Origin of the sequence: Flexivirga aerilata (assembly GCF_013002715.1) — a bacterium.
Classification (GTDB): Bacteria; Actinomycetota; Actinomycetes; order Actinomycetales; family Dermatophilaceae; genus Flexivirga; species Flexivirga aerilata.
In genome coordinates this window covers 1,937,685-1,962,533 of the sequence record NZ_JABENB010000001.1, presented here as the reverse complement: position 1 = coordinate 1,962,533, position 24,849 = coordinate 1,937,685, and the positions used below count along the sequence as shown (strand labels likewise).

Sequence of the window (24,849 nt, the reverse complement as noted above, 5' to 3'; positions counted from 1 at the left end):
CGCTCAGGCCCCCTGTTCGGTCGCGGCTCGCGGGGCCACCCGCTTGACGGTGATGGTGACCTTCTTCCCGCCACCGAGGTCGGCGAGCGTGCCACCCGGCAGGTCGTGGCCGGCACCGGCCGACCCGAACTGCACCGCGAGGGTCTCGCGCATGATCAGTTCCTGGTGGGCCACGGTCGCCTGCCAGACCTCGTCGTCACCGGCGACGCCGAGGCTGATCCGGTCGCTGACGTCGAGATCGGCGGCGCGCCGGGCCTGCTGCACGGCACGGATCACGTCACGGGCCAGGCCCTCGGCGCGCAGTTCGTCGGTGACCTCTGTGTCGAGTACGACGAAACCGCCGCCGGGCAGCATCGCGGGCACCTGGCCCGCGCGCGCCTCGTCCGAAACGACTGTCTCCAGGACGTATTCGCCGTCCTGCAGCTGCAGGCCGCCGCTGGTCACGGTGCCGTCCTCGGCGACCGACCAGTCGCCGCTCTTGCTGCCCTTGATCGCCTGCTGCACGTCCTTGCCGAGGCGCGGTCCGGCGGCACGGGCGTTGACGGTCAGCTTGGTGGTCACGCCGAAGTCGGACTCGCCGGCGTCCGCCACGTCGACCAGCCGCACCTCGCGCACGTTGACCTCGTCGGAGATCAGCCCGGTGAAGGGAGCGAGCTTGTCGGCGTCGGCGGTCACCACGGTCAGCCCGGCGAGGGGCAACCGCACCCGCAGCTGCTCGGCCTTGCGCACCGACAGCGTCGTCGAGCACACCGCACGGGCGCGGTCCATCGCCTCGACGAGGCCGCTGTCGGCGGGCAGGTCCGCGGCGACGGGCCAGTCGGTCAGGTGCACGGACCGGCCGCCGGTGAGCCCCCGCCATACCTGCTCGGTGACGAAGGGCAGCAGCGGTGCGGCAACCCGGCAGGTCACCTCGAGCACGGTGTAGAGCGTGTCGAAGGCGGCCTGGTTGTCGGCGTCGACGCCCCCTTGCGCCCAGAAGCGTTCGCGGGAGCGGCGGATGTACCAGTTGGTCAGCACGTCGAGGAAGGACTGCACCGCGTCGCAGGCGTCGGCCACATCGAACTCGTCGAGGTCGCGCTGCACGGTCTCGACCAGTTCGCGGGTCTTGGCGAGGATGTAGCGGTCCATGACGTTGGTCGAGTCGGTCGACCAATGGCCTTCGGCACCAGCGGCATTGGCGTAGAGGCTGAAGAAGTACCAGCTGCTCCACAGCGGCATCAGCACCTGACGCACGCCGTCGCGGATGCCCTGCTCGGTGACGACCAGGTTGCCGCCGCGCAGGATCGGGCTGCTCATCAGGAACCAGCGCATCGCGTCGGCGCCGTCGCGGTGGAACACCTCGGTGACGTCCGGGTAGTTGCGCAGCGACTTGGACATCTTCTGTCCGTCGGAGCCGAGCACGATGCCGTGGCAGATGACGTTCTTGAAGGCCGGCTTGTCGAAGAGCGCGGTCGACAGGATGTGCAGCATGTAGAACCAGCCGCGGGTCTGCCCGATGTATTCGACGATGAAGTCGGCCGGGAAGTGGTGCTCGAACCAGTCGGAGTTCTCGAAGGGGTAGTGCACCTGGCCGTACGGCATCGACCCGGAGTCGAACCACACGTCGAGCACGTCCTCGACGCGGCGCATCGTCGACTTCCCGCTCGGGTCGTCGGGGTTGGGCCGGGTGAGCTGGTCGACGCCGGGACGGTGCAGGTCGTCGACCGTGACGCCGAAGTCGCGCTCCAGCTCGGCGAACGAGCCGTAGACGTCGACCCGCGGGAACTCCGGGTTGTCCGACTTCCACACCGGAATCGGGCTGCCCCAGAAGCGGTTTCGCGAGATCGACCAGTCGCGGGCGTTCTCCAGCCACTTGCCGAACTGCCCGTCGCGGACGTTGCCCGGCACCCAGTTGATCTCCTGGTTGTGCGCGAGCATGCGGTCCTTGAACTTGGTGACCTGCACGAACCACGAGGACACCGCCATGTAGATCAGCGGGTTACGGCACCGCCAGCAGTGCGGGTAGGAGTGGTCGTAGGTCTCGCGCCGCAGCAGCACGGTGCCCGGAGTGACCGACCCCGCCGAGTTGGTCGAGTAGGCCGGAGCGCTGCCCTCGCTGGTCGAGTAGGCCGGAGCGCTAGCGGAGGCCGTATCGAGACCAGCGACCTGGTCTGGACCAGCGACCTGGTCTCGACCAGCGGCCTGGTCTCGATACGCTCCCCCGCTGCGCTCCTCCGCTACTCGACCAGCATCGGTGGCGGCGTTGGTGGCCGCCTTGAGGTCGTCGATGATGTGCGGGTTGGCGTCGAAGACCTGCATGCCTTCGTACTCGGTGACCGGGAAGGTGAACTTCCCGTCGGGGCCGACCGGGATCACCGGCGCGATGCCCTCGCGGTCAGTGACCTCCATGTCCTCCTCACCGAACGCGCCGGCGCTGTGCACCAGCCCGGTGCCGTCGCCGGTGGTGACGAAGTCGGCCTCGACGACCCGGAACGCGCCCTCGTGACCCTCGTAGTAGGTGAACGGCGGCGCGTAGGTGGTGCCGAGCAGGTCGGCTCCGGTGAGCCGCTGCACCACGTGCTCCTGCCAGTCGGCTGATGCGTCGCCGAAGAGCTCCTTGGCGTATGCCGCAACCCGCGCCTCGGCGAGCACGTAACGCTCGGGCTTGCCGGTCGGCAGGTCGCTCTCCACCACGACATAGTCGATGTCGGGCCGCACCATGACCGCCAGGTTGGACGGCAGCGTCCACGGCGTGGTCGTCCAGATCAGCAGCTTCGCACCGGCGAGTTGCCCACTCGTTGCTGTGAATCCGACGGTGACCGCCGGGTCCTGCCGCATCTGGTAGACGTCGTCGTCCATGCGCAGCTCGTGGTTGGACAGCGGGGTCTCGTCGTTCCAGCAGTAGGGCAGCACCCGGAAGCCCTCGTAGACGAGGCCCTCGTCATACAGCTTCTTGAAGGCCCAGAGCACCGACTCCATGAAGTCGGGGTCGAGCGTCTTGTAGTCGCCGTCGAAGTCGACCCAGCGGCCCATCCGGTTGACGTAGTCGCGCCACTCCTGGGTGTAGCGCAGCACCGAGTCGCGCGCAGCCGCGTTGAACTTGTCGACCCCCATGTCGAGGATCTCGTCCTTGGTCTTGAGGCCGAGCTGCTTCATCGCCTCGAGTTCGGCGGGCAGCCCGTGGGTGTCCCAGCCGAAGCGGCGCTCGACGCGCTTGCCGCGCATCGTCTGGTAGCGCGGGATGAGGTCCTTGACGTAGCCGGTGAGCAGGTGACCGTAGTGCGGCAGGCCGTTGGCGAAGGGCGGCCCGTCGTAGAAGACGAACTCGTTGTCGCCGTCCTTGCCGGCGTCGCGCTGTTCGACCGAGTCCCGGAAGGTGCCGTCGGCGTCCCAGTACTTCAGCACCGCGACCTCGATGTCGGGGAAGTTGGCGCTCGGGGCCACGCCGTGTGGCTGCTCGGACGTCAGGTCGACCTTGGGGTAGGCCATGGGTGCACTCTTTCGCGGTCGATCGAATCTCTTGGTGCGAGAACGACGTCCGCCCGGATTTCCGGTCGGCACCGCGGTACCACCTCGCTTGCCGCCGATCCCGTATGCCGGGGCCGGCGACCGCTCGTGCATGAGCTGTGACGGGCTCGTCCCGTCCGGTTCTACTGCGCACCCTGAGGGAGTGCGGTTCTTCCGGAAGCTCGCCGCTGATGACGGCTCGAACGCTGATGTGTCCAGTCTACGGACCACGCGCGGGCGGGCCAACTCGGTTAGCCCGCCGGGTGCGGCTCGATCACCGTCAGCCGCACGCCCTCGGCGATCCGGTAGGGGCTGCCCGCGACGATCGCGCCGAGGCTCCGCCGCATGCGGGACACCTCGGCGCGTGCGGCGACAGTGTGCTCGCCGTCGCCGAAGAGTGCGACCGACAGCTGCTGCGCCGTCATACCCTCGCGGCCCGCGCGGGTCAGCTCGCGCAGGATCTGGGCACGTCTCGGGGACAACGCAATCCGCCACGGCTCGCCCTCCGAGCGCACCTCGACGACCGGTGAGTCACCGAGCTCGAGTCGGGCCTCCACGCCACGGTCGCCACCCGACGGCCGCACCAGCCACCCGTGGTCGAGGCGTTCGGGCAGGCACAGCCCGAGTCCGGGGACAGCGAGTGGCCGGTCGGCGCTGGGGACCGCGATGCGGTCCCGCGTGCTCACCCCGAGGCTGTGCGCCACCCAGCCGGCGTCGTCCACCACCAGCGCGGGGCCGCCGGCGGCGGCCACGACAGGCTCGGCCGCCTGGCGCAGGCGCTCCAGCGACGCGGCATGGTGCCGGTGCAGCAACGACTCCGCCAGCAACACCGCGGTCTCGACCAGCGCGCCGATCGCGGGGTGCAGCGTGAGGGCCGGTCCGCTGATGTCCACGATGCCGAGCAGCTCACCGGTGCGTGGGTCGTGGATCGGGAAAGCCGTGCAATACCAGGGGTGTTGGGCCTGCTCGAAGTGTTCGCCGGAGAAGAGCTGCACCGGCGACGCCTCGGCGAGCGCGGTGCCGATCGCGTTGGTGCCGACCGCCTCCTCGGTCCAGCGCGCACCGTCGCAGAAGCCCAGCTCGTCCGCGCGCCGCCGCACCGCAGGGGCACCCTTGCGCCAGAGGATCACGCCGTCGCCGTCGGTCACGACCATCAGGAAGTGCGAGGCGTCGGCGACCGAGGAGACCACTCTCTCCAGGTCGTCGATCACCAGCCGCAGCGGCGACTCCCGCCGGCGACGTTCGAGCGCCTCGATCGGCAGCGGGTCACGCGCACCCGGCCGATCCGGCACCAGGCCGAGCTGCATCACGCGCTGCCAGGACCGCTCGACCAGCGGCCGCGGCTGCATCGCCGGCCGGCTGCCGCCGATCAGCGCATCGTGCATCCGCACCAGCTCGTGCGCGTAACGCGTCAGGTCGGTGCCGGCGCTGATGGCGCTGTAGTCGGTCACAAGGTCTCCTGGTCGCCGCCGCATCGCGCGGTGCGCGGCTGCAACGTGGTGCAACGCTTCCGGCAAGCCTAACCGGCGCGGTGTGCTGTGGATCACATTCCCCGACTCGGAAGGCTGCGTCATGACACAGACCCTCGAACCCGACACCGGTGCCGCGACCACCGAGCACACGACCGACCCGACCGACACGGGCGACGCCCAGAGCCGCGCAGAGGGCTGGCTCGCCGACTTCAACGCCGCGCTCGACGCCCGCGACGCCGAGGCGGTGACTGGTCTCTTCGGCACCCAGAGCTTCTGGCGGGATCTGGTCGCGCTCACCTGGAACATCACCACCGCCGAGGGCCGCGACGGCATTCACGACCTGCTGGCCGCGACCCTGGACCAGGCCGCCCCGCAGACCTTCGAGTTCACCGAGCCGGTCACCGAGGCGGACGGCGTGATCGAGGGTTGGCTCGCCTTCGAGACCGGAGTCGGCCGCGGCAAGGGCCACCTGCGACTCAAGGCCGACGACGACGGGCAACTGCGCGGCTGGACCCTGCTCACCACCCTGCGCGAGCTCAAGGGCCACGAGGAGGGCCTCGGCGAGCGCCGTCCGCAGGGTGTCGAGCACCGGCTGGCGCCGGGCCGCAAGTCGTGGCTGGAGCGCAAGCAGGAGGAGGAAGCCACACTCGGCCGCGAGCAGCAGCCCTACGTCGTGGTGATCGGCGGCGGCCAGGGCGGCATCGCGCTCGGCGCACGGCTGCGTCAGCTCGGCGTGCCGCACGTGGTCCTCGACAAGCACGACCGGCCCGGGGACCAGTGGCGCGGCCGCTACAAGAGCCTGTGCCTGCACGACCCGGTCTGGTACGACCACCTGCCTTACCTCCAATTCCCAGCGAACTGGCCGGTTTTCGCGCCCAAGGACAAGATCGGCGACTGGCTGGAGATGTACACGCGGGTGATGGAGGTGCCCTACTGGTCGAAGTCGACCGTGCGCACGGCGTCGTATGACGAGGACTCGCAGACCTGGCGTGTGGTGGTCGATCGCGACGGCGAGGAGATCGTGCTCGAGCCGAAGCACCTCGTCTTTGCGACCGGCATGTCGGGCAAGCCCAACCTGCCGAATTTCCCTGGCATGGATGTCTTCTCGGGCGAGCAACAGCATTCGTCGCAGCATCCCGGCCCGGAGGCCTACGAGGGCAAGAAGGTCGTGGTGATCGGCTCGAACAACTCGGCCCATGACATCTGCGGCGCACTGTGGGAGCACGGAGCAGACGTGACGATGGTGCAGCGTTCGTCGACGCACATCGTGAAGTCGGCGACGCTGATGGACATCGGCCTCGGCGACCTCTACTCCGAGCGTGCGGTCGCCAACGGCGTGACCACCGAGAAGGCGGACATGATCTTCGCCTCGCTCCCCTACCGGATCATGCACGAATTCCAGATCCCGCTCTACGAGCGCATGAAGGAGCGCGACAAGGACTTCTACGACCGGCTGGAAGCCGTTGGTTTCCAGCACGATTGGGGCGACGACGGCAGCGGCCTCTTCATGAAGTACCTACGGCGTGGCTCGGGCTACTACATCGACGTGGGTGCCGCCGACCTGGTGTGCGACGGCAAGGTGAAGCTGGCCCACGGGCAGGTCGACCACCTGACCGAGACCTCCGTCATCCTCGACGACGGGACGGAGCTGCCGGCCGACCTGGTGGTCTACGCGACCGGCTACGGCTCGATGAACGGCTGGGTCGCCGACATCATCGACCAGGCCACCGCGGACAAGGTCGGCAAGGTGTGGGGCCTCGGCTCCGACACGACCAAGGACCCCGGTCCGTGGGAGGGCGAGCAGCGCAACATGTGGAAGCCCACGCAGCAGGAGGCGCTGTGGTTCCACGGCGGCAACCTGCACCAGTCACGGCACTACTCGCTCTACCTCGCCCTGCAGCTGAAGGCGCGCTACGAGGGCATCCCGACGCCGGTCTACCGGCTGCAGGAGGTGCACCACACCGGCTGATCCGGCGTATGACGGCAGGCGCTCCCGGCGGTGCGGATCGCGTGGAATGGCACGCGATCCGCATCGCGCGGAACGGTTTTCACGCCCCGGCGCGCGCCCCGACGGCCCGGTGGATCTCGGCGAGATGGCGCGGGCCGTCGCCCTTCTGCAGGTTCTCGATGCGCACCTGCCCGCCCATCGCGAGCATCGGGTCGAAGTAGTAGATCTCGTTCTCGCCGAGGTCGCCCTTGGCGTCGCGCGACGCGTTGTGCAGCGCGTGCAGGTCGGCCGGGTGGGAGTTGTTGCCGGTCAGGTGTGAGTTGAAGAAGTCGACGATGTCGTCGGAGACCACCTGGTTGTTCTGGAAGTGCGGGTCGAGGCACTGGATGCGGTCCCGGCCGCCCGGCCGGTCGTAGTGGTAGACGTGACCGAAGCTCGTCACCGCGATGGGGAAGCTGCCCACCTCGTTGCCGAACCACGTCTGCAACGTCGACATCCACTCGCCGGGGTCGACCAGCGCGATCCGCTGATTGCCGTACCAGCCGAGGCCGTGGGTGCGCCACAACTCGACGAGCGCGTCGGGGACGTGGCCCTCGCCATACGTGAGGAAGGGGTCGGTCGGCACCCGGGTGCCGGCATCGGGCGGGAAGGCGTCGACGAACTGCTGCAGCGCGATCCTGTCGGGCATCGGTGCTCTCTCCTCGGTTGTATGGCGCTTCGCCCCCGACCGTAGCGCGCGCACGCTGAATCCCGTGGATCATGGGTCCATGACCACACCCCGTCAGCCCCGCCCGCCGCTGCCGCCGTTCACCCGCGAGACCGCCCTGGCGAAAGTGCAGGCAGCCGAAGACGCCTGGAACACCAGGGATCCCGAGCGTGTCGCGGGCGCCTACACGGTGGACACGGAGTGGCGCAATCGGGACGAGCACGTCCGCGGCCGGGACGAGGTGGTGGCCTTCCTCACCCGCAAGTGGGAGCGCGAGCTGGACTACCGGCTGCGCAAGAACCTCTGGGCCTTCGGCGACGACCGCATCGCGGTGCGCTTCCAATATGAGTGGCACGACGCCGCCGGGCAGTGGTGGCGCTCCTACGGCAACGAGCTCTGGGAGTTCGACGCCGACGGCTACATGCGCCGGCGCGAGGCGTCGATCAACGACGTGGCGATCGCGGAGTCCGACCTGCGGGTGACGCCCGGCGAGGGTGAGCTGCCGGCCTGGTGAGCCGATGAGTCCGGTCAGCGTGGGCCGGACCAGCCGGGGGCGCGGGCGGCGGCCGCGAGGTGGGCCGCCAGGGACTCGTGGTCGGTCGCGGCGAGGCCGCAGGTCACCCGCAGGTGCGGCTGCGGATCAGCGGTCGCGCTGAACGGGCGGCCAGCGGCAGCGCCGATTCCCCGGCTCGCCAGCAGCACCAGCGCCGCCGGCTCGTCGGCGACCGGCAGCCAGAGGTTGAGGCCTTCGCCGTCAGGCAGATCGATGCCTTCCGTGCGCAGGCGATCGACCAAAGTCCTTCTGCGGCGAGCATATTCAGCGCGCGCGTCGGAGACAGCCTGCACGGCGTCGCGGTCGCGGAGCAGCTCGAGCAGCACCTGCTGCAACAACCGGGAGGTCCAGCCCTGGCCCAGCAGCCGACGTTCGACGATCGGGTCGATCAGCGATGCCGGGCCGCCGACCGCGGCCAGCCGCAGGTCCGGACCGTGCGACTTGGAGAAGCTGCGCACGTGCACGGTGCGGTCGGGCAGCCGCTCGGCCAGGCTGATCGGCGGCCGGTCCGACAAGTCGCCCGCCGAGTCGTCCTCGATCACCAGGCAGTCGTGGTCGGCGAGCGCGCGGCAGAGCTCGCGCACCCGGGCCGGCGTGAGCGTGGCACCGGTCGGGTTGTGCCCGCGCGGCTGGAGAATGACGAGCCGCACCCGCCCGGTCAGCGCGTCGGCGAGAGCGTCCGGGCGCATGCCGTGCCGGTCGAGCGCGACGGGCACGGCGACGGCGCCGGCAGCGTCCAGCCGGTCGAGGATCTGCGGGAAGGTCGGGTCCTCGACGACCACCCGGTCACCGGGCCGGACGAACTGCCCGATCACCTGGTCCAGCCCGTCCATCGCGCCGTCCACCACCGTGATGCGCTCGGGATCGCCCGGCCAGGTCGCCCGGAGTTGGGCCTCCAGCTCCGGCAGGACGGGCGCTTCGAGGTAGCTGCTCGCGCCGGAACCGGTCTGCACGCTGCGGAGCGCCGGACGCAGGTCGGGCAGCAGCGCCGGGTCCGGCACTCCGGTCGCCAGGTCGAGTGCGAACTCCGGCCGGGTCTCGATCGCCCGCCGGTAGCGGGCCGGACCGGGATGCTCGAGCGCCGCGACGCGGGTGCCGCGGCGGCCGTCGGTGCGGATCGCGCCGGCCCGGGAGAGCAGTGACCAGGCGGCGCTCACCGTCGTCGGCGACACCTGCAGCCGCCGCGCGACCTGCCGCACCGGCGGCAGCAGCTCCCCGGGGGTCAGCTCCCCCGAGCGGAGCGCCGCGGTCACCGCGTCGGCGATGCCCCGCGCACTCGGCTCGGCGAGGTGCGCACGCATCGTCTCGACGGCATCGCCCGAGGGCTTCTCGGGCTCAGAGGTCTTCGACGACTTCGACGGCACTGGCATGTTTGTGACAGTACATTGTTTCTATTGTCACGGCATACGACCACACGTAACGTGGCCGTATGACGACGGGCATTCATCACTGGATCAACGGTGCCGAGCAGGCCGGCACCTCGGGCAGCACCGGACCGGTCTTCAATCCGGCGACCGGTGAGCAGACCGGCGCGGTCGACCTGGCCGACGCGCGCGAGGTCGACGCCGCGGTGCAGTCGGCCAAGGAGGCGGCCACGACCTGGTCGCGCAGCTCGCTGTCGCAGCGCGCGGGCATCCTCTTCGCCTTCCGTCACCTGGTCCACGAGCACGCCGACGAGCTGGCCGCGATCCTCACCGCCGAGCACGGCAAGGTGCTCGCCGACGCCAGGGGCGAGATCGCCCGTGGGCTGGAGAACGTCGAATTCGCCACCGCCATACCGCAATTGCTCAAGGGCGACTACTCCTCGCAGGTCTCCACCGGCGTCGACGTCTACTCGATCCGGCAGCCGCTCGGCGTCGTCGCCGGCATCACCCCGTTCAACTTCCCGGGGATGGTGCCGCTGTGGATGTGCGTCAACGCCATCGCCTGCGGCAACACGTTCGTGCTCAAGCCGAGCGAGAAGGACCCGTCGGCGTCGCTGCTGCTGGCGCGGCTGTGGAAGGAGGCCGGACTGCCCGACGGCGTCTTCAACGTCGTGCACGGCGACAAGACCGCCGTCGACGCACTGCTCGACCACCCCGACGTCGCGGCGATCAGCTTCGTCGGCTCCACCCCGATCGCGCGCTACATCTACGAGAGGGGCACCCAGGCCGGCAAACGCGTGCAGGCGCTCGGCGGCGCCAAGAACCACATGGTGGTGCTGCCTGACGCCGACCTCGACCTCGCCGCGGACGCTGCGGTGTCGGCCGCCTACGGCGCGGCCGGCGAACGCTGTATGGCGATCTCGGTCTGCGTCACGGTCGGCGACGTCGCCGACGACCTGGTGCCGGCGATCGCAAAGCGACTGCCGTCGTTGCGGATCGGCAACGGTGCCGAAGCGGGGGTCGAGATGGGCCCGCTGATCACCGCCGAGCACCGGGACAAGGTGGCCGGTTACATCGCGGCCGGCGAGGAGGCCGGCGCCACCGTCGTCGCCGACGGGCGCGCGGCCGACGTGCCCGGCGACGGCTTCTTCCTCGGCACCACGCTGCTCGACAACGTCACCCCGCAGATGAGCGTCTACACCGACGAGATCTTCGGGCCGGTGCTGTCGGTGGTGCGCTGCGAGACCTTCGAGGAAGCGCTCGAGCTGATCAACGCAAACGAATTCGCAAACGGCACAGCCATTTTCACCCGCGACGGCGGAGCAGCGCGGGAGTTTCAGAACGACGTCGAGGTCGGCATGATCGGCATCAACGTGCCGATCCCGGTGCCGGTCGCCTACTACTCCTTCGGCGGGTGGAAGGCGTCGCTCTTCGGCGACACCCACATGTACGGACCCGAAGGCATCAACTTCTACACCCGCGGCAAGGTCGTCACCAGCCGCTGGCCCGACCCTGCGACGTCGCAGGTCGACCTCGGCTTCCCGACGACCCGCTGAGCCACCCCGTGACGAGAAGGAATCTCCAGTGAGCACACACGATCTCGGCCTCTCCGGCGACGAGGTGAAGGCGCTCGACCGAGCGCACGTCTTCCACTCCTGGTCGGCACAGGCGACCCTGGACCCGATGGCGATCGAGCGCGGTGAGGGCTCCTACGTCTGGGACTACGACGGCAACCGCTACCTCGACTTCGGGTCGCAGCTGGTCAATGTCAACATCGGCCACCAGCACCCGAAACTCGTTGCCGCCATACAGGATCAGGCTGCGCGGATGTGCACGATCGCGCCCGCGGTCGCCAACGACGTGCGCAGCGAAGCGGCCCGGCGCATCAGCGACGTCGCACCCGAGAAGCTCACCAAGGTGTTCTTCACCAATGGCGGCGCGGAGGCCAACGAGTATGCGATCCGGCTGGCCAAGGGACACACCGGCCGGCCCAAGATCCTCACCACCTATCGCAGCTACCACGGCGCGACGACCGGCGCGATCGGGCTGACCGGCGAACCGCGGCGGTGGGCCAACGAGCCGGTCACCCACGGCACCGTGCACTTCTGGGGGCCATATCCCTACCGCAGCCAGTTCCACTCCGACTCGCCGGAGCAGGAGACCGAGCGCGCGCTGCAGCACCTGCGCGACGTGGTGATGGTCGAGGGGCCGCAGACGATCGCGGCGATCATGCTGGAGACCGTCGTCGGCACCAACGGCGTCCTCGTGCCGCCGCCGGGCTACCTCGCCGGGGTCCGCGAGATCTGCGACGAGCACGGCATCGTGATGATCGCCGACGAGGTGATGAGCGGATTCGGCCGGTGCGGGCAGTGGTTCGCGATCGACGCGTGGGACGTCGCGCCCGACCTCATCAGCTTCGCCAAGGGCGTCAACTCCGGATATGTGCCGCTCGGCGGGGTCGTCATCCACGAGGACATCGCCGCGTCATACGACGAGAAGCCGTTCCCGGGCGGCCTGACCTACTCCGGGCACCCGCTCGCCTGCGCGTCGGCGGTCGCCTCGATGCGGATCTTCGAGGAGGAGGAGATCCTCGGCCACGTCCGCCGTATGGCGCAGGACGTCTACGAGCCGCGGCTGCGGGAGCTGGCCGACCGCCACCCGTCGGTCGGGGACGTCCGCGGGATCGGCGCGTTCTGGGCGCTGGAGTTGGTGCGCGACCGGGACACCCGCGAGCCGCTGGTGCCGTTCAACGCGACCGGCGCCGACGCCGCTCCGATGGCGCAGTTCGCCGCCGCCTGCAAGCAGCGCGGCCTGCTGCCGTTCACCCACTTCAACCGCACCCACGTCGTGCCGCCCTGCACGACCACGCGGGACGAGGCGCTCGAGGGCATCGCGATCCTCGACGAGGCGCTCAAGGTCGCCGACGAGCACTACACGGGCTGACCGCTCGCCGAGGTAGCAGTCGTTGTCGCCATAGCGCGCGAATAACGACAACGAGTACTACCTCGCGGGCGGGGCAGGTCCGATCGGGACCGGAGGCAACCAGCGCGTTGAACGCGGTGACGTGGGCGTCGAGCGCGGCGCTCGCCATACGGTCGGCCATGCGGCCAAGCCTGCCGCACCAACCGATTCGATTCGGGCCGCCCCCGGATGGGATCATGTGTCGCATGAGTGACTCCGCCCACCCGCGCACCGCCCAGGTCCCCGACAAGCCCACCGTCGACGGCTTGGAGGACAAGTGGGCTGCCGTATGGCGGGAGCAGGGCACCTACAGCTTCGACCGGGACCGTGCGCTCGAGCTGCCGCGCGATCAGGTCTTCTCGATCGACACTCCCCCGCCGACCGCGAGCGGCAGCCTGCACGTGGGGCACGTCTTCGCCTACACCCACACCGACTGCATGGGCCGCTACCAGCGGATGCGCGGCAAGGAGGTGTTCTTCCCGATCGGCTGGGACGACAACGGCCTGCCGACCGAGCGTCGCGTGCAGAACTACTACGGCGTGCGCGGCGACCACGGCGCGGCCTACGACCCCGACTTCACCCCGCCGTTGCAGGGTGCGGAGGGCAAGTCGGTGAAGGCGGCCGACCAGGTGCCGGTCAGCCGCGCCAACTTCATCGCGCTGTGCGAGGAGCTCACCGAGAAGGACGAGGTGGCCTTCGAGTCGCTCTTCGAGCGGCTCGGCGTCTCCTGCGACTGGGCGCAGACCTACCGCACGATCGACGACCGCTCCCGCGCGGTCGCGCAGGAGGCGTTCCTGCACAACGTCGAGCGCGGCGAGGCCTACCAGGCCGAGGCGCCGGGGCTGTGGGACGTGACCTTCCAATCCGCAGTCGCACAAGCCGAATTGGAGGCTCGCGACTACCCGGGCGCCTTTCACCGGGTGGCGTTCCACCACGGTGACGAGCCGATCTACATCGAGACCACCCGCCCCGAGCTCATCCCTGCCTGCGTGGCGCTGATCGCTCATCCGGACGACGAGCGCTACCAGCCGCTCTTCGGATCCACCGTCACCTCACCGCTTTTCGGCGTCGAGGTGCCCGTGCTGGCACACCCCGCAGCCGAGCCCGACAAGGGCGCCGGCATCGCGATGTGCTGCACCTTCGGTGACCTCACCGACGTCATGTGGTGGCGCGAGCTGCAGCTGCCGACCCGCTCGATCATCACCCGCGTCGGCCGCCTGCAGGCCGAGACCCCCGACTGGATCGCCGGCGGTCCCGGCGCCGGTCTGTATGCCGAGAGTCTCGCGGGCAAGACTGTGCACTCGGCCCGCACCGCCGTGGTGGACGCGCTGCGCGAGTCCGGCGACCTCGACGGCGAGCCCAAGCCGACCCAGCGCAAGGCCAACTTCTTCGAGAAGGGCGACAAGCCGCTGGAGATCGTCACCAGCCGCCAGTGGTACATCACCAACGGCGGCCGCAACGCCGACCTGCGCACGGAGCTCGTTGCCCGCGGCGAGCAGGTCGACTTCCACCCAGGGTTCATGCGCAGCCGCTACACCAACTGGGTCGACGGCCTCAACGGCGACTGGCTGATCAGCCGCCAGCGTTTCTTCGGGGTGCCGTTCCCGGTCTGGTATCCGCTCGACGCCGACGGGGAGGCCGACCACGAGCACCCGATCCTCGCCGCTCCCGAGTCACTTCCGGTCGACCCGGCGACCGACGTGCCGCCCGGCTACATCGCCGAACAGCGTGACGTGCCAGGCGGATTCACCGCCGACCCGGACATCATGGACACTTGGGCGACGTCGTCGCTGAGCCCGCAGATCGCCACCGGCTGGCCAGTCGCGAGCAACGCCGGCGGCCGCAACGACGCCGAGCTCTTCGCCAAGCTCTTCCCCATGGACGTGCGCAGCCAGGGCCACGACATCATCCGCACCTGGCTCTTCTCGACGGTCGTGCGCGCCCACTTCGAGAACGACACCGTGCCGTGGAAGAACGCCTCGATCAACGGCTGGATCCTCGACCCGGACCGCAAGAAGATGTCCAAGTCGAAGGGCAACGCGGTCACCCCGGAGGACGTGCTGAAGAAGCACAGCGCCGATGCCGTCCGCTACTGGGCGGCGTCCGGCCGGCTGGGCGCCGATGCGGCGTACGACGAGAGCCAGATGAAGGTCGGCCGACGCCTCGCGATGAAGCTGCTGAACGCGAGCAAGTTCGCGCTCGGCATGGGTGAGGTCGACGGGGACCTGGAGGCCGCCGTCACCGAGCCGCTCGACCTGGCGATGCTGGCCGGCCTGCGCACGGTGGTCGAGCAGGCGACCAAGCACTTCGAGGCGTGGGACTACACCCGCAGCCTGGAGCTGACCGAGGCGTTCTTCTGGACCTTCTGCGACGACTACATCGAGCTGGTCAAGGACCGCGCGTATGGCGGTCAGGGTGAGGCCGCGGCCGCCAGCGCCCGCGCCGCGTTGCGCATCGCGCTGAACGTCCAATTGCGTTTGTTCGCACCGTTCCTGCCCTACTCGACCGAGGAAGTGTGGTCGTGGTGGCAGGAGGGTTCGGTGCATCGCAGCAGCTGGCCGACGGTCGAGGAGACCGGCCCGGACAGCGGCGAGCCGGCCGCGCTGCACGCGGTGGGCGAGGCGCTCGCCGGCCTGCGCAAGGCCAAGTCGGACGCCAAGCTCGGCATGCGCGCCGAGGTCACCGCCGCCACCCTCGCGGCACCGGCCGACCTGCAGGAGCTGGTGCGCCGGTCCGAGCGCGACCTGCGCGCCGCGGGCAAGGTCACCGGCGATCTCGGGTATGACGACGCCGAGCGTCTCGAGGTGCGCGACGTCGAGCTGGTGCCGCCGCCGCCCAAGAACTGACGGGCCACCGAGCAACGCCGACCGGTGCTGATCGGTGGTCGATCGGTGCCGATCGACCGCAGGCATACGTTCGATAACGAAAGCGGGCGCCCGGCGACCGCGGGTCGAGCCGGCGATCTAGCCTGGCGGGCGTGACAGGGGCCCGCGGGCGGGGGTGGCTGGTCGCCGCCGCGACGGTCGCCGGCTTGATCGCGCTCACCGTCATCACCACAGCGCACCGGACGCCGGTGCTGCACTCCGCCGACCGCGACCGCATCGGCCGCCTGGGTCTGCTGATGGTGGCGCTGGCGACCCTCGCGGTTGCGGGCGACAGCGACGGACTCAGCGGCGCGCTGCTGCTGATTGCCCTTGTCTGGCAATGGATTTCGAGCCGGCCGCCGACCGACACGTGGTGGTCACTGCTCGCGGCGTGGTTGCTGTTGGTCGCGTTCGCGTCGGTTGCGCTGCTGTCGTCGGCGCCGGACGCGGCGGCCATCCCGCGCAAGCAGCTGCTCACCTGGCTGCGGCGGGTCGGGGTGGTCGCGGCGGCCACCGCACTCGTCGCGGTCGTCGGCCGCACGGCGTCACCGCTCACCGGCCCGCTCCTGCCGTATGCCGCAACACTCGCGCTGCTCGCACTCGCGGCCACGGGGGTGGCCCTCGCCCGTCGCGCCGGCCGATGAGCACCCGTAGGCGTCAGGCGGACTCCTTGCGCGCGGCGCGCTTGCGGGCCGGCTGCGGGTCGCGCCGCACGATGGTCGGGTTGACGTTGTCGAGCACGACCTCGCGGGTCACCACGACCCGGGCGATGTCGTCGTCGCTCGGCACGTCGAACATCACCGGCAGCAGCACTTCCTCCAGGATCGCGCGCAGCCCGCGGGCGCCGGTGCCGCGCAGCATCGCCTGCTCGGCGACGGCCTCGATCGCGTCGGTGGTGAACTCGAGTTCGACGTTGTCGATCTCGAACATCCGCTCGTACTGCTTGATCAGCGCGTTGCGCGGCTCGGTGAGGATCGAGACCAGGCCCTCGCGGTCGAGCGGCTCGACGGTGGTGATGACCGGCAGGCGGCCGATGAACTCCGGGATCAGCCCGAACTTCATCAGGTCCTCCGGCAGCACGTCGGAGAAGCTCGTCATCGGGTCCTTGGCGGTGCGCAGCTCCGAGCCGAAGCCGAGGCCCTGACGGCCGGTGCGGCCCTCGATGATCTTCTCCAGCCCGGCGAACGCCCCACCCACGATGAACAGCACGTTGGTGGTGTCGATCTGGATGAACTCCTGGTGCGGGTGCTTGCGGCCACCCTGCGGCGGCACGCTCGCGGTGGTGCCCTCGAGGATCTTCAGCAGCGCCTGCTGCACGCCCTCACCGGACACGTCGCGGGTGATCGACGGGTTCTCGCTCTTGCGGGCGACCTTGTCGATCTCGTCGATGTAGATGATGCCGGTCTCGGCCTTCTTCACGTCGAAGTCGGCGGCCTGGATCAGCTTCAGCAGGATGTTCTCGACGTCCTCACCGACGTAGCCGGCCTCGGTGAGCGCGGTCGCGTCGGCGATCGCGAACGGCACGTTGAGCATGCGGGCCAGCGTCTGCGCCAGGTAGGTCTTGCCGCAGCCGGTCGGGCCGATCAGCAGGATGTTGGACTTGGCGATCTCGACGGCCGCGGCGTCCTTCTTGCCCGGTGCGGGCTGCTCGGCGGCCTGGATGCGCTTGTAGTGGTTGTAGACGGCCACCGACAGCGCACGCTTGGCGGTCTCCTGACCGATGACGTACTGCTCGAGGAAGTCGAAGATCTCCCGCGGCTTCGGCAGCTGCTCCAGCCCCAGCTCGGAGGTCTCGGCCAGCTCCTCCTCGATGATCTCATTGCAGAGGTCGATGCACTCGTCGCAGATGTAGACGCCGGGGCCTGCGATGAGCTTCTTGACCTGCTTCTGACTCTTCCCACAGAAGGAGCACTTCAGCAGGTCTCCGCCTTCTCCGATGCGTGCCACGTGCCCTCCATGTCCTACGACTTCACTGCGCTGGCCTGATCGACGCTACCTCGCCGGCACCGTACGGGCCCCCATTGAATCGCGGTGTCGGCCGCGAAGTCACGCCTGTCCGCTGACAGCGCAACCCGGCGTCCACACGGCGTCCTGATCGCCGGCGACACACACGTGCGGGCCGGTATGGCGGGGGGTTTCCCGTCATACCGGCCCGGACGTGGGATCGCATGCGTGCCCTACTGGGCGGACGCCTTACGGCTGGTCAGCACCTGGTCGATCAGTCCGTACTCCTTGGCCTCCTCGGCGGTGAGGATCTTGTCGCGCTCGATGTCCTTCTTCACCTCGTCGGCGCTGCGTCCGGTGTGCTTGGCCATCGTCTGCTCCAGCCACTCACGCATCCGGAAGATCTCGTTGGCGGTGATCTCCAGGTCGGAGGCGGTGCCGCCGGTGCCCTCCATCGCGGGCTGGTGGATCAGGATCCGCGCGTTGGGCAGCGCGAACCGCTTGCCCGGCGCGCCCGCGCCCAGCAGGACCGCGGCGGCCGACGCGGCCTGGCCGACCACGAAGGTCTGCACGTCCGGCTGGATGTACTGCATCGTGTCGTAGATCGCGGTCAGCGCGGTGAACGAGCCGCCCGGGGAGTTGATGTACATCAGGATGTCCCGGTCGGGGTCCTGGCTCTCCAGCACGATCAGCTGGGCGATGACGTCGTCGGCGGACGCGTCGTCGACCTGCACCCCGAGGAAGATGATGCGGTCCTCGAAGAGCTTGTTGTAGGGGTCGGACCGCTTCATGCCGTAGGAGGTGCGCTCCTCGAACTGCGGCAGGATGTAGCGACTGCTCGGTTGCGGGGCGCGCAGCCCGGCATACGGCGAATTCATCTGTGCTCCAAAGTTTTCGGTCATCGGTTGGTCCCACCGGGTGCGTCGGTCGACCGCTCGAAGACGTGGTCGACGAAGCCGTAGTCCTTGGCCTCCTGCGCGGAGAACCAGCGGTCGCGGTCGGAGTCCTGCTCGATCTGCTCGACACTCTGACCGGTGTGCTCGGCGATCAGCTCGGCCATCTGCTTCTTGATGAAGACCAGCTGCTCGGCCTGGATCTTGATGTCCGAGGCGGTGCCGCCGATGCCGCCGGACGGCTGGTGCATCATGACGCGGGCGTGCGGGGTGGCGTAACGCTTGCCGGGCGTGCCGGCCGACAGCAGGAACTGGCCCATGCTGGCCGCCATACCCATCGCGACCGTCGCGACGTCGTTGGGGATCCAGTTCATCGTGTCGAAGATCGCCATGCCGGCCGAGATCGACCCGCCGGGGCTGTTGATGTAGAGCCAGATGTCCTTCTCGGGGTCCTCGGCGGCAAGCAGCAACAGCTGCGCGCAGATCGCGTTGGCGTTGTCGTCGCGCACGTCGGAGCCCAGGAAGATGATTCGTTCCTTGAGCAGGCGGTTGTAGATCTGGTCGTCCAGGCCGGCCTGCGGTTCGGTGGCCATGGACACCTCCGATGTGTTGCTCACACGCGTCTCCATCGTTGTTGGTGGTGCTGGCAGCTTCCTGCTGCGTGGCTTCACTGGACCCTAACGCCACGAACTGACGTCTTCGTCCCCGGCTTCGGCGATGTTCGCCACGGGCGGAAAAGGCGACGGAAAGGCCCGGACGACCGCATGGTCGTCCGGGCCCCTGTCAGCCGGGTGCCGCGTCATACGACACGGGTGGATCAGGCCTTCGCGTCGGCCTTGTCCTCGTCCGTCGTGGTGTCGTCGGCCTCAGCGTCGTCCGCCTCGACAGAGCTATCGGGGCCGTCGGCGTCCTCAGCAGCCTCGGCAGGCTCGTCTTCGTCGTCGAGTTCGCTCAGGTCGACCTCGTTGCCGTCGGTGTCGACGACCTTGATCTCGTCCAGGATCGAGGCGAGCGCCTTGCGGCGGGCGACCTCACCCATGATCGCCGGCACCTGGCCCTGCTGGTCCAGCGCCTGCGCGAACTGGTTGGGGTCCATGCCATACTGCTGCGCCGACATGATGAGGTACTCGATCAGCTCCTCCTGGGAGACCTGCACCTCGTCACGCTCGACCAGCTTGTCGAGGATGAGCTGGGTCTTCAGCGCCTTGCGGGTCTGCTCGTCGACCTCCGCGCGGTGCTCGTCGTCGTCCAGGCGGTTCTCCTGCTCCAGGTGCTGGTTGACCTCGGCCTCGATCACCTTGTCGGGCAACGGGATGTCCAAGGTCTCCAGCAGCTGGTCCAGCGCCTTGTCGCGCGCCTGCACACCCTGCTCGAAGCGCTTGCCACGCTCGGCCTGCTGCGCCACGTCGGCCTTCAGCTCCTCGAACGTGTCGTGCGGGGAGGCCATCTGGGCGAACTCGTCGTCCAGCTCCGGCAGCTGACGCTCCTTGACCGACTGCACGGTCACGGTCACGTCGGCGTCCTCGCCCTCGTGCTCACCGCCGGCGAGCGGCGCCTTGAAGGTCTTGGTGTCACCGGCCGACATGCCGGTGATCGCCTCGTCCATGCCCTCGAGCATGTTGCCGGCGCCCACGACATACGAGATGCCGGTGACGTCGTCGATGTCCTCGTCGCCGATAGTCGCCTTCAGGTCGATGGTGACCGAGTCACCCTCGGCGGCCGGGCGCTCGACACCGGCCAGGGTGCCGAAGCGCTCACGCAGCGACTCGAGCTCCTTCTCGGTGTCCTCGTCGGTGACCTTCAACGGGTCGACCTCGACGGTGATGTCCTTGAAGTCGGGCAGGTCGAACTCCGGCACGGTGTCGACCTCGACGTCGAACTTCAGCGGCTGCGACTCGTCGGCCGGGACGTCGGTGACCTCCAGCTCCGGCTGACCCATCGGGTGCACGTCGTTCTCGGCCAGTGCCTGACCGTAGAAGGTCGGCAGCGCGTCGTTGACCGCCTCCTGCAGCACCGCGCCGCGCCCGACCCGCTGGTCGATGATGCGCGCCGGCACCTTGCCCTTGCGGAAACCCGGCACCTGGATCTGCGCACCGATCGTCTTGTACGCCTCGTCGACGCTCGGCTTCAGCTCCTCGTAGGGGACCTCGACGGTCAGCTTGACCCGGGTCGGACCCAACTTCTCGACGGCACTCTTCACTGCAAGGACTCCAAATGGGTGGTGGTGTGGTCCGAGGGATCAGCGGACCGAATGGTTCGGTGGTTCGGTAGTGGTTCCGTGCAGGGCAATGACGCGGACGTCCGCAACCGCACTTCCCAGTCATGCTAGCTGTCGGGGTAGCCGGATTCGAACCGGCGGCCTTCCGCTCCCAAAGCGGACGCGCTACCAAACTGCGCCATACCCCGCCCGACACGTTCCACACGCCCGGCCGGTTTTGGCACGAGGTATGGCGGGCAGTAGGCTAACGCCCCGGTTCGTCACACCGCACATCGCGGTCCCGGCAGACCCCGCGGGCGTAGCTCAATGGTAGAGCCTCAGTCTTCCAAACTGATTACGCGAGTTCGATTCTCGTCGCCCGCTCAAATGAATTCGCCCGCGCTTCGCGCGGGCGAATTCATTTGAGCGACATGTCTTTTGGGCTGCGCTCCTCCTCCGCCCGGGCTCGCTGGCGCTCGCCCGGGCGGCATCGTCGCTCCGCCGTACTGTCACGTTCTCGGCAACTCGTCACGCAAAGTGCGGACTTGTCACGTGCTACATGGACTTGTCACGTGCTACTGCACGTGACAAGTCGGTAGAAGACGTGACAAGTCGCGGTCAACGTGACAAGTCGGGCACGCACGTGACAAGTCGACGCGCCGCGGACGAGTCCGCACTCCGGCCCCGAAGCCACCATCTCCACAGGCGACTCCCAGCCCGCTCCCACGCCACCTACGGGAAGGTAAACACGCATCCGCGGGGGTATCGACCTATCCGGCGATCTGTGCTTGCATGACGGAAGCCCCGCCGGCGACGGGCCGGTGGCAACCGAAGGAGACTCCCACAATGGGTCTGTTCGACAGTGCCAAGGACAAGGCTTCCGAGTTCGCCGGGAACAACCCGGACAAGGTCGGTGACGGCATCGACAAGGCCGGCGACTTCGTCGACGACAAGACCGGCGGTCAGTACGCCGACAAGGTCGACCAGGGTCAGGACTTCGCCAAGGACAAGTTCGGCGGCGGCGCCGAGGGCAACGCCGAAGACCAGCAGCAGCAGTGACGACGACTCACCTCGCGTGAGTTGAAGGGCCCGGGCAACTCGCCCGGGCCCTTACTTCATGCCCGCTACATGCCTTACTTCATGCCCGCGAGCAGCGCATCCACCTGCGCGGCCGTCGGCAGGCTCGGGCTCGCGCCCTCGACGGTGACGGCATACGCACCGGCCGCACTCCCCCGCCGGATCGCCTCGCCCCAGGAGAGCCCGGCGGCGAGGGCGGCGCCGAGCGCACCGGCGAACGCGTCACCCGCCGCGGTGGTGTCCACCGCGTCCGCGGGTATGGCGGGCAGCGTGCGCACCTCGTCCGCCCAGATCCCGACCAGCCCGCGCTCGGCGAGCGTGACGATCGGGTGGTCGACGCCGCGGCCGGCCAGCCAGCGCACCGCCTGCTCCGCGGCATCCGACGAGCCCTCCGGGATGCCGGTCAGCAGCGCCGCCTCCGACTCGTTCGGCGTCACCGCCGTGAGCGACGGCCACAGCTCGTCCGGCAGTTCCATCGCGGGAGCCGGGTCGAGCACGACCGTCAGCCCGAGCTCGGCCCCGACCCGTGCGGCGTGCACCGAGGTCTCGAGCGGCACCTCCAGCTGCAGCAGGAGCACGTCCCCCGCAGCCGCGCCCATCGCGTGCAGCTGACGCTCGGCGTCCGCACCGGTGAGCGCCCCGTTGGCGCCAGCGACGATCACGATGTCGTTCTGCCCCGTTGCCCGGTCGACCCGGATGTGCGCGACGCCGGTCGCGCCGGGTGCGGTGCGGATGCCGTCGACGACGACGCCGGCATCGCGCAGGCCGCCCAGCACCAGGTCGTGGAAGAGGTCGTCACCGACACAGCCGATCAGCGCCGTCGGCGCACCGGCCCGGGCCGCGGCCACTGCCTGGTTGGCGCCCTTGCCGCCGAGCACCAGGCTGAGCCGGTCGCCGTGGATCGTCTCGCCGGGCCGCGGCAGTCGCTGGGAAAAGGTGGTGACATCCGCCGACATACTGCCGACGACGAAGACGCGACCGCTCACTCGCGCCAGATTACGACCACCGCGCGGTCGTCCGCGTCACCGCCGCTGCCGACGTTGCAGATGCGGGTCGCTGCGCCGCGCACCCCGGTCGTCATCTCGCGGTCGGCGTAGCCGAGCATCCGGTCGACCCCCTGCATCAGGTCGACGCCCGGCTGCTCGATCACCCCGTCGGTCACAAAGAGCAGCGCGTCGCCGCGGGCCAGCCGGCCGTGCGCGCGCACGAAGTCGTCGGGGCCCTGCCGCTCGAGCACGCCGAGCAGCATCCCGGAGGCGCCGGTGACCGGCGCGAAGCGGCCGGAGCCGGCGCGGAAGTGCATGGCCGGCGGGTGTCCCGCCGAACCGATCGAGTAGTCGCCGGTCGCGAGGTCCACCGACGCGTGCACCGCGGTCGCGAACCCCTCCGACCAGCCCTGCCGCACCAGGTAGTCGTTGGCGGCGGGCAGGAAGCGGCGCGGCTCCATCGCGCCCAGCAGACCGGCGAACGCGCCGCCGAGCAGCAACGACCGGGTGCCGGCGGTGCAGCCCTTCCCGGACACATCGACCAGCGCGAGCTCGAACCGGTCGGGCGTCGGGCAGTTGCCGACCACGAAGTCACCGGAGAAGGAGTCGCCGTACGCCGGCTGCACGCTCGCCTCGACGTTCCACCCGGTGGGCAGCACCGGCAGGCGGCCCTGGGCCCGCAACCGCTCGCGCAGGTCGAGCAGCATGTCGTTGCCGACGGCCGGGCTCACTCCGGCCCGGGTGTGCCTGCGGTCCACGACCGTCACCAGCGCCATCGTGGCGAGCAGCACCAGACCCATCGAGACCGCGCCGGGCTGCCCGGTCTGCACGACGCTCACGACATACGCGACGCCGAGACAACCGAAGACGAAGGCGGCCTGCCGTCGCGGCAGCAGCATGCCGGCCGCGACGGCGATGGGGATGAACAACGCGTATGACGCAGCCCACGGCCAGGCAAGCGTCACCAGCAGGACCGCGGCGGCCAGCGACACGAGCGCGGGAGCGCACGGCCCGATCCGGGTCGGCTCCGCGGCGCTCGGCCCGTGGGCACGGGTGAGCCGTCGCGGAGCGAGCGACAGATCGATGGCCATGCGGACGATCCTGACGCCCGTCGTGGCCGGACGGATCGTTCTTTACCGAGTTCTTACCGACCACATGCCAAGCCTTGACCCCGCGGCCGTGATTTCCTTGGGAAACTCACCCCTCCGGGGGAAGTGAGCCGTCCTTCTCGTAGGCCGAGACCATGTCCAGGCGGCGCTGGTGGCGCTCCTCGCCGGAGAACGGCGTCTCCAGGAAGACCCGCACCATCTCCTTGGCCTCGTCGATCGAGTTGAAGCGACCGCCGATCGAGATGATCTGCGCGTCGTTGTGCTGCCGGGCCAGCTGCGCGAGCTCGGTGTTGTAGCAGAGCGCGGCGCGGATGCCGGGCACCTTGTTGGCCGCGATCTGCTCGCCGTTGCCCGAGCCGCCGAGCACGATGCCGAGCGACCCCGGGTCCTTGGCGACCCCCTGCGCCGCCCGCAGCACGAAGACGGGGTAGTCGTCGACGGCGTCATACTCCGTCGCGCCGTGGTCGATCACCTCGTGGCCCTGCGTCGGCAGCCACTCCACCAGGGCGCGGGACATGTCGTAGGCGGCGTGGTCGCCGCCGATGTGCACTCGCATCGCGAGGTCTCCTCAGCTGAAGTCGGGGTCTTCGTCGCGGGTGCGCTTGAGCTCGTAGAAGCCCGGCGTGCTCGCGACCAGCACGCAACCGTCCCAGAGCTTCCCGGCGGCCTCACCCTTGGGGGCCGGGGTCACGACCGGGCCGAAGAACGCGGTGTCCTCCAGCGCGATGATCGGCGTGCCCACGTCCTGCCCGACCAGACTGATGCCGCGCTCGTGCGAGGCGCGCAGCGCCTTGTCGATGTCGTCGCCCGGCACGTTGTCGGCCGCCTCGATCAGCTCCGGCGGGAGGCCGACCTCGGCGAGCGCTTCGACCAGCACGGCGCGCATGTCGGCCTCGTCCTTGCCGCGGCCGCCCGGGTGCACGCGCGTGCCGATCGCGTCGTACAGCTTCTTCTTCATCTCGTCGCCGTGCTCGCGGGCGGCGGCGATGACCACGCGCACCGGCGCCCAGCCGCGGCTGAGCAATTCCTTGTACTGGTCGGGCAGTTCGTCACGGTCCTCGTTGAGGACCGACAGGCTCATCACCGACCAGGTGACGTCGATGGGTCGCACCTTCTCGACCTCCATCAGCCACCGCGAGGTCATCCAGGCCCACGGGCAGATGGGGTCGAAGAACATCTCGACCTGGGTTCGCTGCTGATTCGTCTCAGTGCTCACGAGTCCTCATCCTGCCACCAGCGCGGCGGGCCGGGAACACCAGCGTGCGAGGATGACCGACGCCACATTTCCG

At 69.3% G+C, this 24,849-nt stretch carries 19 protein-coding genes and 2 tRNA genes; 8 read left to right on the top strand and 13 right to left on the bottom strand.

What is annotated here, in order from left to right:
• Nucleotides 1–3: 3 nt before the first annotated feature.
• Nucleotides 4–3,468, bottom strand: a complete 3,465-nt coding sequence (ileS, locus tag HJ588_RS09310; protein ID WP_171154253.1) for an isoleucine--tRNA ligase — start codon at nt 3,466–3,468, stop codon at nt 4–6.
• 269 nt (nt 3,469–3,737) lie between these two features.
• Complete coding sequence (locus HJ588_RS09305) at nt 3,738–4,937, bottom strand: sigma-54-dependent transcriptional regulator family protein (protein WP_171154249.1); 1,200 nt, start codon at nt 4,935–4,937, stop codon at nt 3,738–3,740.
• A gap of 121 nt (nt 4,938–5,058) precedes the next feature.
• Here HJ588_RS09305 and HJ588_RS09300 point away from each other — a divergent pair, with 121 nt between their 5' ends.
• The gene (locus HJ588_RS09300) at nt 5,059–6,927 is read left to right on the top strand and encodes an NAD(P)/FAD-dependent oxidoreductase (RefSeq protein WP_171154247.1); all 1,869 of its coding nucleotides are present in this window, start codon (nt 5,059–5,061) and stop codon (nt 6,925–6,927) included.
• Between the two features lie 79 nt (nt 6,928–7,006).
• Here the strand turns inward: HJ588_RS09300 and HJ588_RS09295 are convergent, their stop codons facing one another.
• Nucleotides 7,007–7,594 carry a GAD-like domain-containing protein gene (locus HJ588_RS09295; RefSeq protein WP_171154245.1) on the bottom strand — a complete coding sequence of 196 codons (588 nt, stop codon included), beginning with the start codon at nt 7,592–7,594 and terminating at the stop codon, nt 7,007–7,009.
• Between the two features lie 79 nt (nt 7,595–7,673).
• Here HJ588_RS09295 and HJ588_RS09290 point away from each other — a divergent pair, with 79 nt between their 5' ends.
• A complete protein-coding gene (locus HJ588_RS09290; protein ID WP_171154243.1) occupies nt 7,674–8,126 on the top strand; it encodes a nuclear transport factor 2 family protein in 453 nt (150 codons plus the stop codon).
• A 14-nt stretch (nt 8,127–8,140) separates the two neighbouring features.
• Here the strand turns inward: HJ588_RS09290 and HJ588_RS09285 are convergent, their stop codons facing one another.
• Entirely contained in the window at nt 8,141–9,535 is a 1,395-nt protein-coding gene (locus HJ588_RS09285; RefSeq protein WP_246241787.1) for an aminotransferase-like domain-containing protein, read from the bottom strand.
• Between the two features lie 59 nt (nt 9,536–9,594).
• On the opposite strand from HJ588_RS09285, the gene HJ588_RS09280 reads away from it, so the two are divergent.
• The 4 genes from HJ588_RS09280 to HJ588_RS09265 all read left to right on the top strand — a co-directional run bounded on the left by HJ588_RS09280 (nt 9,595) and on the right by HJ588_RS09265 (nt 15,998).
• Nucleotides 9,595–11,085, top strand: coding sequence for a CoA-acylating methylmalonate-semialdehyde dehydrogenase (locus HJ588_RS09280; protein ID WP_171154241.1), 1,491 nt, complete (start codon nt 9,595–9,597; stop codon nt 11,083–11,085).
• A gap of 28 nt (nt 11,086–11,113) precedes the next feature.
• Complete coding sequence (locus HJ588_RS09275; protein ID WP_171154238.1) at nt 11,114–12,472, top strand: aminotransferase class III-fold pyridoxal phosphate-dependent enzyme; 1,359 nt, start codon at nt 11,114–11,116, stop codon at nt 12,470–12,472.
• 224 nt (nt 12,473–12,696) lie between these two features.
• The gene (gene valS, locus HJ588_RS09270) at nt 12,697–15,336 is read left to right on the top strand and encodes a valine--tRNA ligase (RefSeq protein WP_171154236.1); all 2,640 of its coding nucleotides are present in this window, start codon (nt 12,697–12,699) and stop codon (nt 15,334–15,336) included.
• A gap of 131 nt (nt 15,337–15,467) precedes the next feature.
• Nucleotides 15,468–15,998 carry a hypothetical protein gene (locus tag HJ588_RS09265; RefSeq protein WP_171154234.1) on the top strand — a complete coding sequence of 177 codons (531 nt, stop codon included), beginning with the start codon at nt 15,468–15,470 and terminating at the stop codon, nt 15,996–15,998.
• A 13-nt stretch (nt 15,999–16,011) separates the two neighbouring features.
• Here HJ588_RS09265 and clpX read toward each other — a convergent pair whose 3' ends face one another.
• The 5 genes from clpX to HJ588_RS09240 all read right to left on the bottom strand — a co-directional run bounded on the left by clpX (nt 16,012) and on the right by HJ588_RS09240 (nt 20,597).
• Entirely contained in the window at nt 16,012–17,301 is a 1,290-nt protein-coding gene (gene clpX / locus HJ588_RS09260) for an ATP-dependent Clp protease ATP-binding subunit ClpX (protein ID WP_171154232.1), read from the bottom strand.
• A gap of 230 nt (nt 17,302–17,531) precedes the next feature.
• Nucleotides 17,532–18,200, bottom strand: a complete 669-nt coding sequence (locus HJ588_RS09255; RefSeq protein WP_281358817.1) for an ATP-dependent Clp protease proteolytic subunit — start codon at nt 18,198–18,200, stop codon at nt 17,532–17,534.
• Nucleotides 18,197–18,784 carry an ATP-dependent Clp protease proteolytic subunit gene (locus HJ588_RS09250; protein WP_212755726.1) on the bottom strand — a complete coding sequence of 196 codons (588 nt, stop codon included), beginning with the start codon at nt 18,782–18,784 and terminating at the stop codon, nt 18,197–18,199. Before HJ588_RS09250 ends, HJ588_RS09255 begins: the two co-directional genes overlap by 4 nt.
• 224 nt (nt 18,785–19,008) lie before the next feature.
• A complete protein-coding gene (gene tig, locus HJ588_RS09245) occupies nt 19,009–20,391 on the bottom strand; it encodes a trigger factor (protein WP_171154228.1) in 1,383 nt (460 codons plus the stop codon).
• Nucleotides 20,392–20,523: 132 nt separating this feature from the next.
• Nucleotides 20,524–20,597, bottom strand: a tRNA-Pro gene (locus HJ588_RS09240).
• Between the two features lie 104 nt (nt 20,598–20,701).
• Between HJ588_RS09240 and HJ588_RS09235 the strand changes: the two genes are divergently transcribed.
• Nucleotides 20,702–20,772, top strand: a tRNA-Gly gene (locus HJ588_RS09235).
• Nucleotides 20,773–21,234: 462 nt separating this feature from the next.
• A complete protein-coding gene (locus HJ588_RS09230; RefSeq protein WP_171154226.1) occupies nt 21,235–21,447 on the top strand; it encodes an antitoxin in 213 nt (70 codons plus the stop codon).
• A 74-nt stretch (nt 21,448–21,521) separates the two neighbouring features.
• Here the strand turns inward: HJ588_RS09230 and HJ588_RS09225 are convergent, their stop codons facing one another.
• The 4 genes from HJ588_RS09225 to HJ588_RS09210 all read right to left on the bottom strand — a co-directional run bounded on the left by HJ588_RS09225 (nt 21,522) and on the right by HJ588_RS09210 (nt 24,737).
• Nucleotides 21,522–22,451, bottom strand: a complete 930-nt coding sequence (locus HJ588_RS09225; RefSeq protein ID WP_343036645.1) for a ribokinase — start codon at nt 22,449–22,451, stop codon at nt 21,522–21,524.
• A complete protein-coding gene (locus HJ588_RS09220; RefSeq protein WP_171154224.1) occupies nt 22,448–23,542 on the bottom strand; it encodes a PP2C family protein-serine/threonine phosphatase in 1,095 nt (364 codons plus the stop codon). The genes HJ588_RS09225 and HJ588_RS09220 overlap by 4 nt, the downstream gene beginning before the upstream one ends.
• A gap of 106 nt (nt 23,543–23,648) precedes the next feature.
• Nucleotides 23,649–24,116, bottom strand: a complete 468-nt coding sequence (locus tag HJ588_RS09215) for a ribose-5-phosphate isomerase (RefSeq protein WP_171154221.1) — start codon at nt 24,114–24,116, stop codon at nt 23,649–23,651.
• Nucleotides 24,117–24,128: 12 nt separating this feature from the next.
• Nucleotides 24,129–24,737, bottom strand: coding sequence for a mycothiol-dependent nitroreductase Rv2466c family protein (locus HJ588_RS09210; RefSeq protein ID WP_171155573.1), 609 nt, complete (start codon nt 24,735–24,737; stop codon nt 24,129–24,131).
• Nucleotides 24,738–24,849: the final 112 nt, after the last annotated feature.

Coding starts and splice junctions, on each gene's coding strand:
- HJ588_RS09215 (WP_171154221.1), bottom strand. CDS start 24,116: ATGCGAGTGCACATCGGCGGCGACCACGCCGCCTACGACATGTCCCGC.
- HJ588_RS09250 (WP_212755726.1), bottom strand. CDS start 18,784: ATGGCCACCGAACCGCAGGCCGGCCTGGACGACCAGATCTACAACCGC.
- HJ588_RS09285 (WP_246241787.1), bottom strand. CDS start 9,535: ATGCCAGTGCCGTCGAAGTCGTCGAAGACCTCTGAGCCCGAGAAGCCC.
- HJ588_RS09220 (WP_171154224.1), bottom strand. CDS start 23,542: ATGGCCATCGATCTGTCGCTCGCTCCGCGACGGCTCACCCGTGCCCAC.
- valS (WP_171154236.1), top strand. CDS start 12,697: ATGAGTGACTCCGCCCACCCGCGCACCGCCCAGGTCCCCGACAAGCCC.
- HJ588_RS09255 (WP_281358817.1), bottom strand. CDS start 18,200: ATGACCGAAAACTTTGGAGCACAGATGAATTCGCCGTATGCCGGGCTG.
- HJ588_RS09300 (WP_171154247.1), top strand. CDS start 5,059: ATGACACAGACCCTCGAACCCGACACCGGTGCCGCGACCACCGAGCAC.
- HJ588_RS09290 (WP_171154243.1), top strand. CDS start 7,674: ATGACCACACCCCGTCAGCCCCGCCCGCCGCTGCCGCCGTTCACCCGC.
- HJ588_RS09230 (WP_171154226.1), top strand. CDS start 21,235: ATGGGTCTGTTCGACAGTGCCAAGGACAAGGCTTCCGAGTTCGCCGGG.
- ileS (WP_171154253.1), bottom strand. CDS start 3,468: ATGGCCTACCCCAAGGTCGACCTGACGTCCGAGCAGCCACACGGCGTG.
- HJ588_RS09295 (WP_171154245.1), bottom strand. CDS start 7,594: ATGCCCGACAGGATCGCGCTGCAGCAGTTCGTCGACGCCTTCCCGCCC.
- HJ588_RS09210 (WP_171155573.1), bottom strand. CDS start 24,737: ATGTTCTTCGACCCCATCTGCCCGTGGGCCTGGATGACCTCGCGGTGG.
- HJ588_RS09280 (WP_171154241.1), top strand. CDS start 9,595: ATGACGACGGGCATTCATCACTGGATCAACGGTGCCGAGCAGGCCGGC.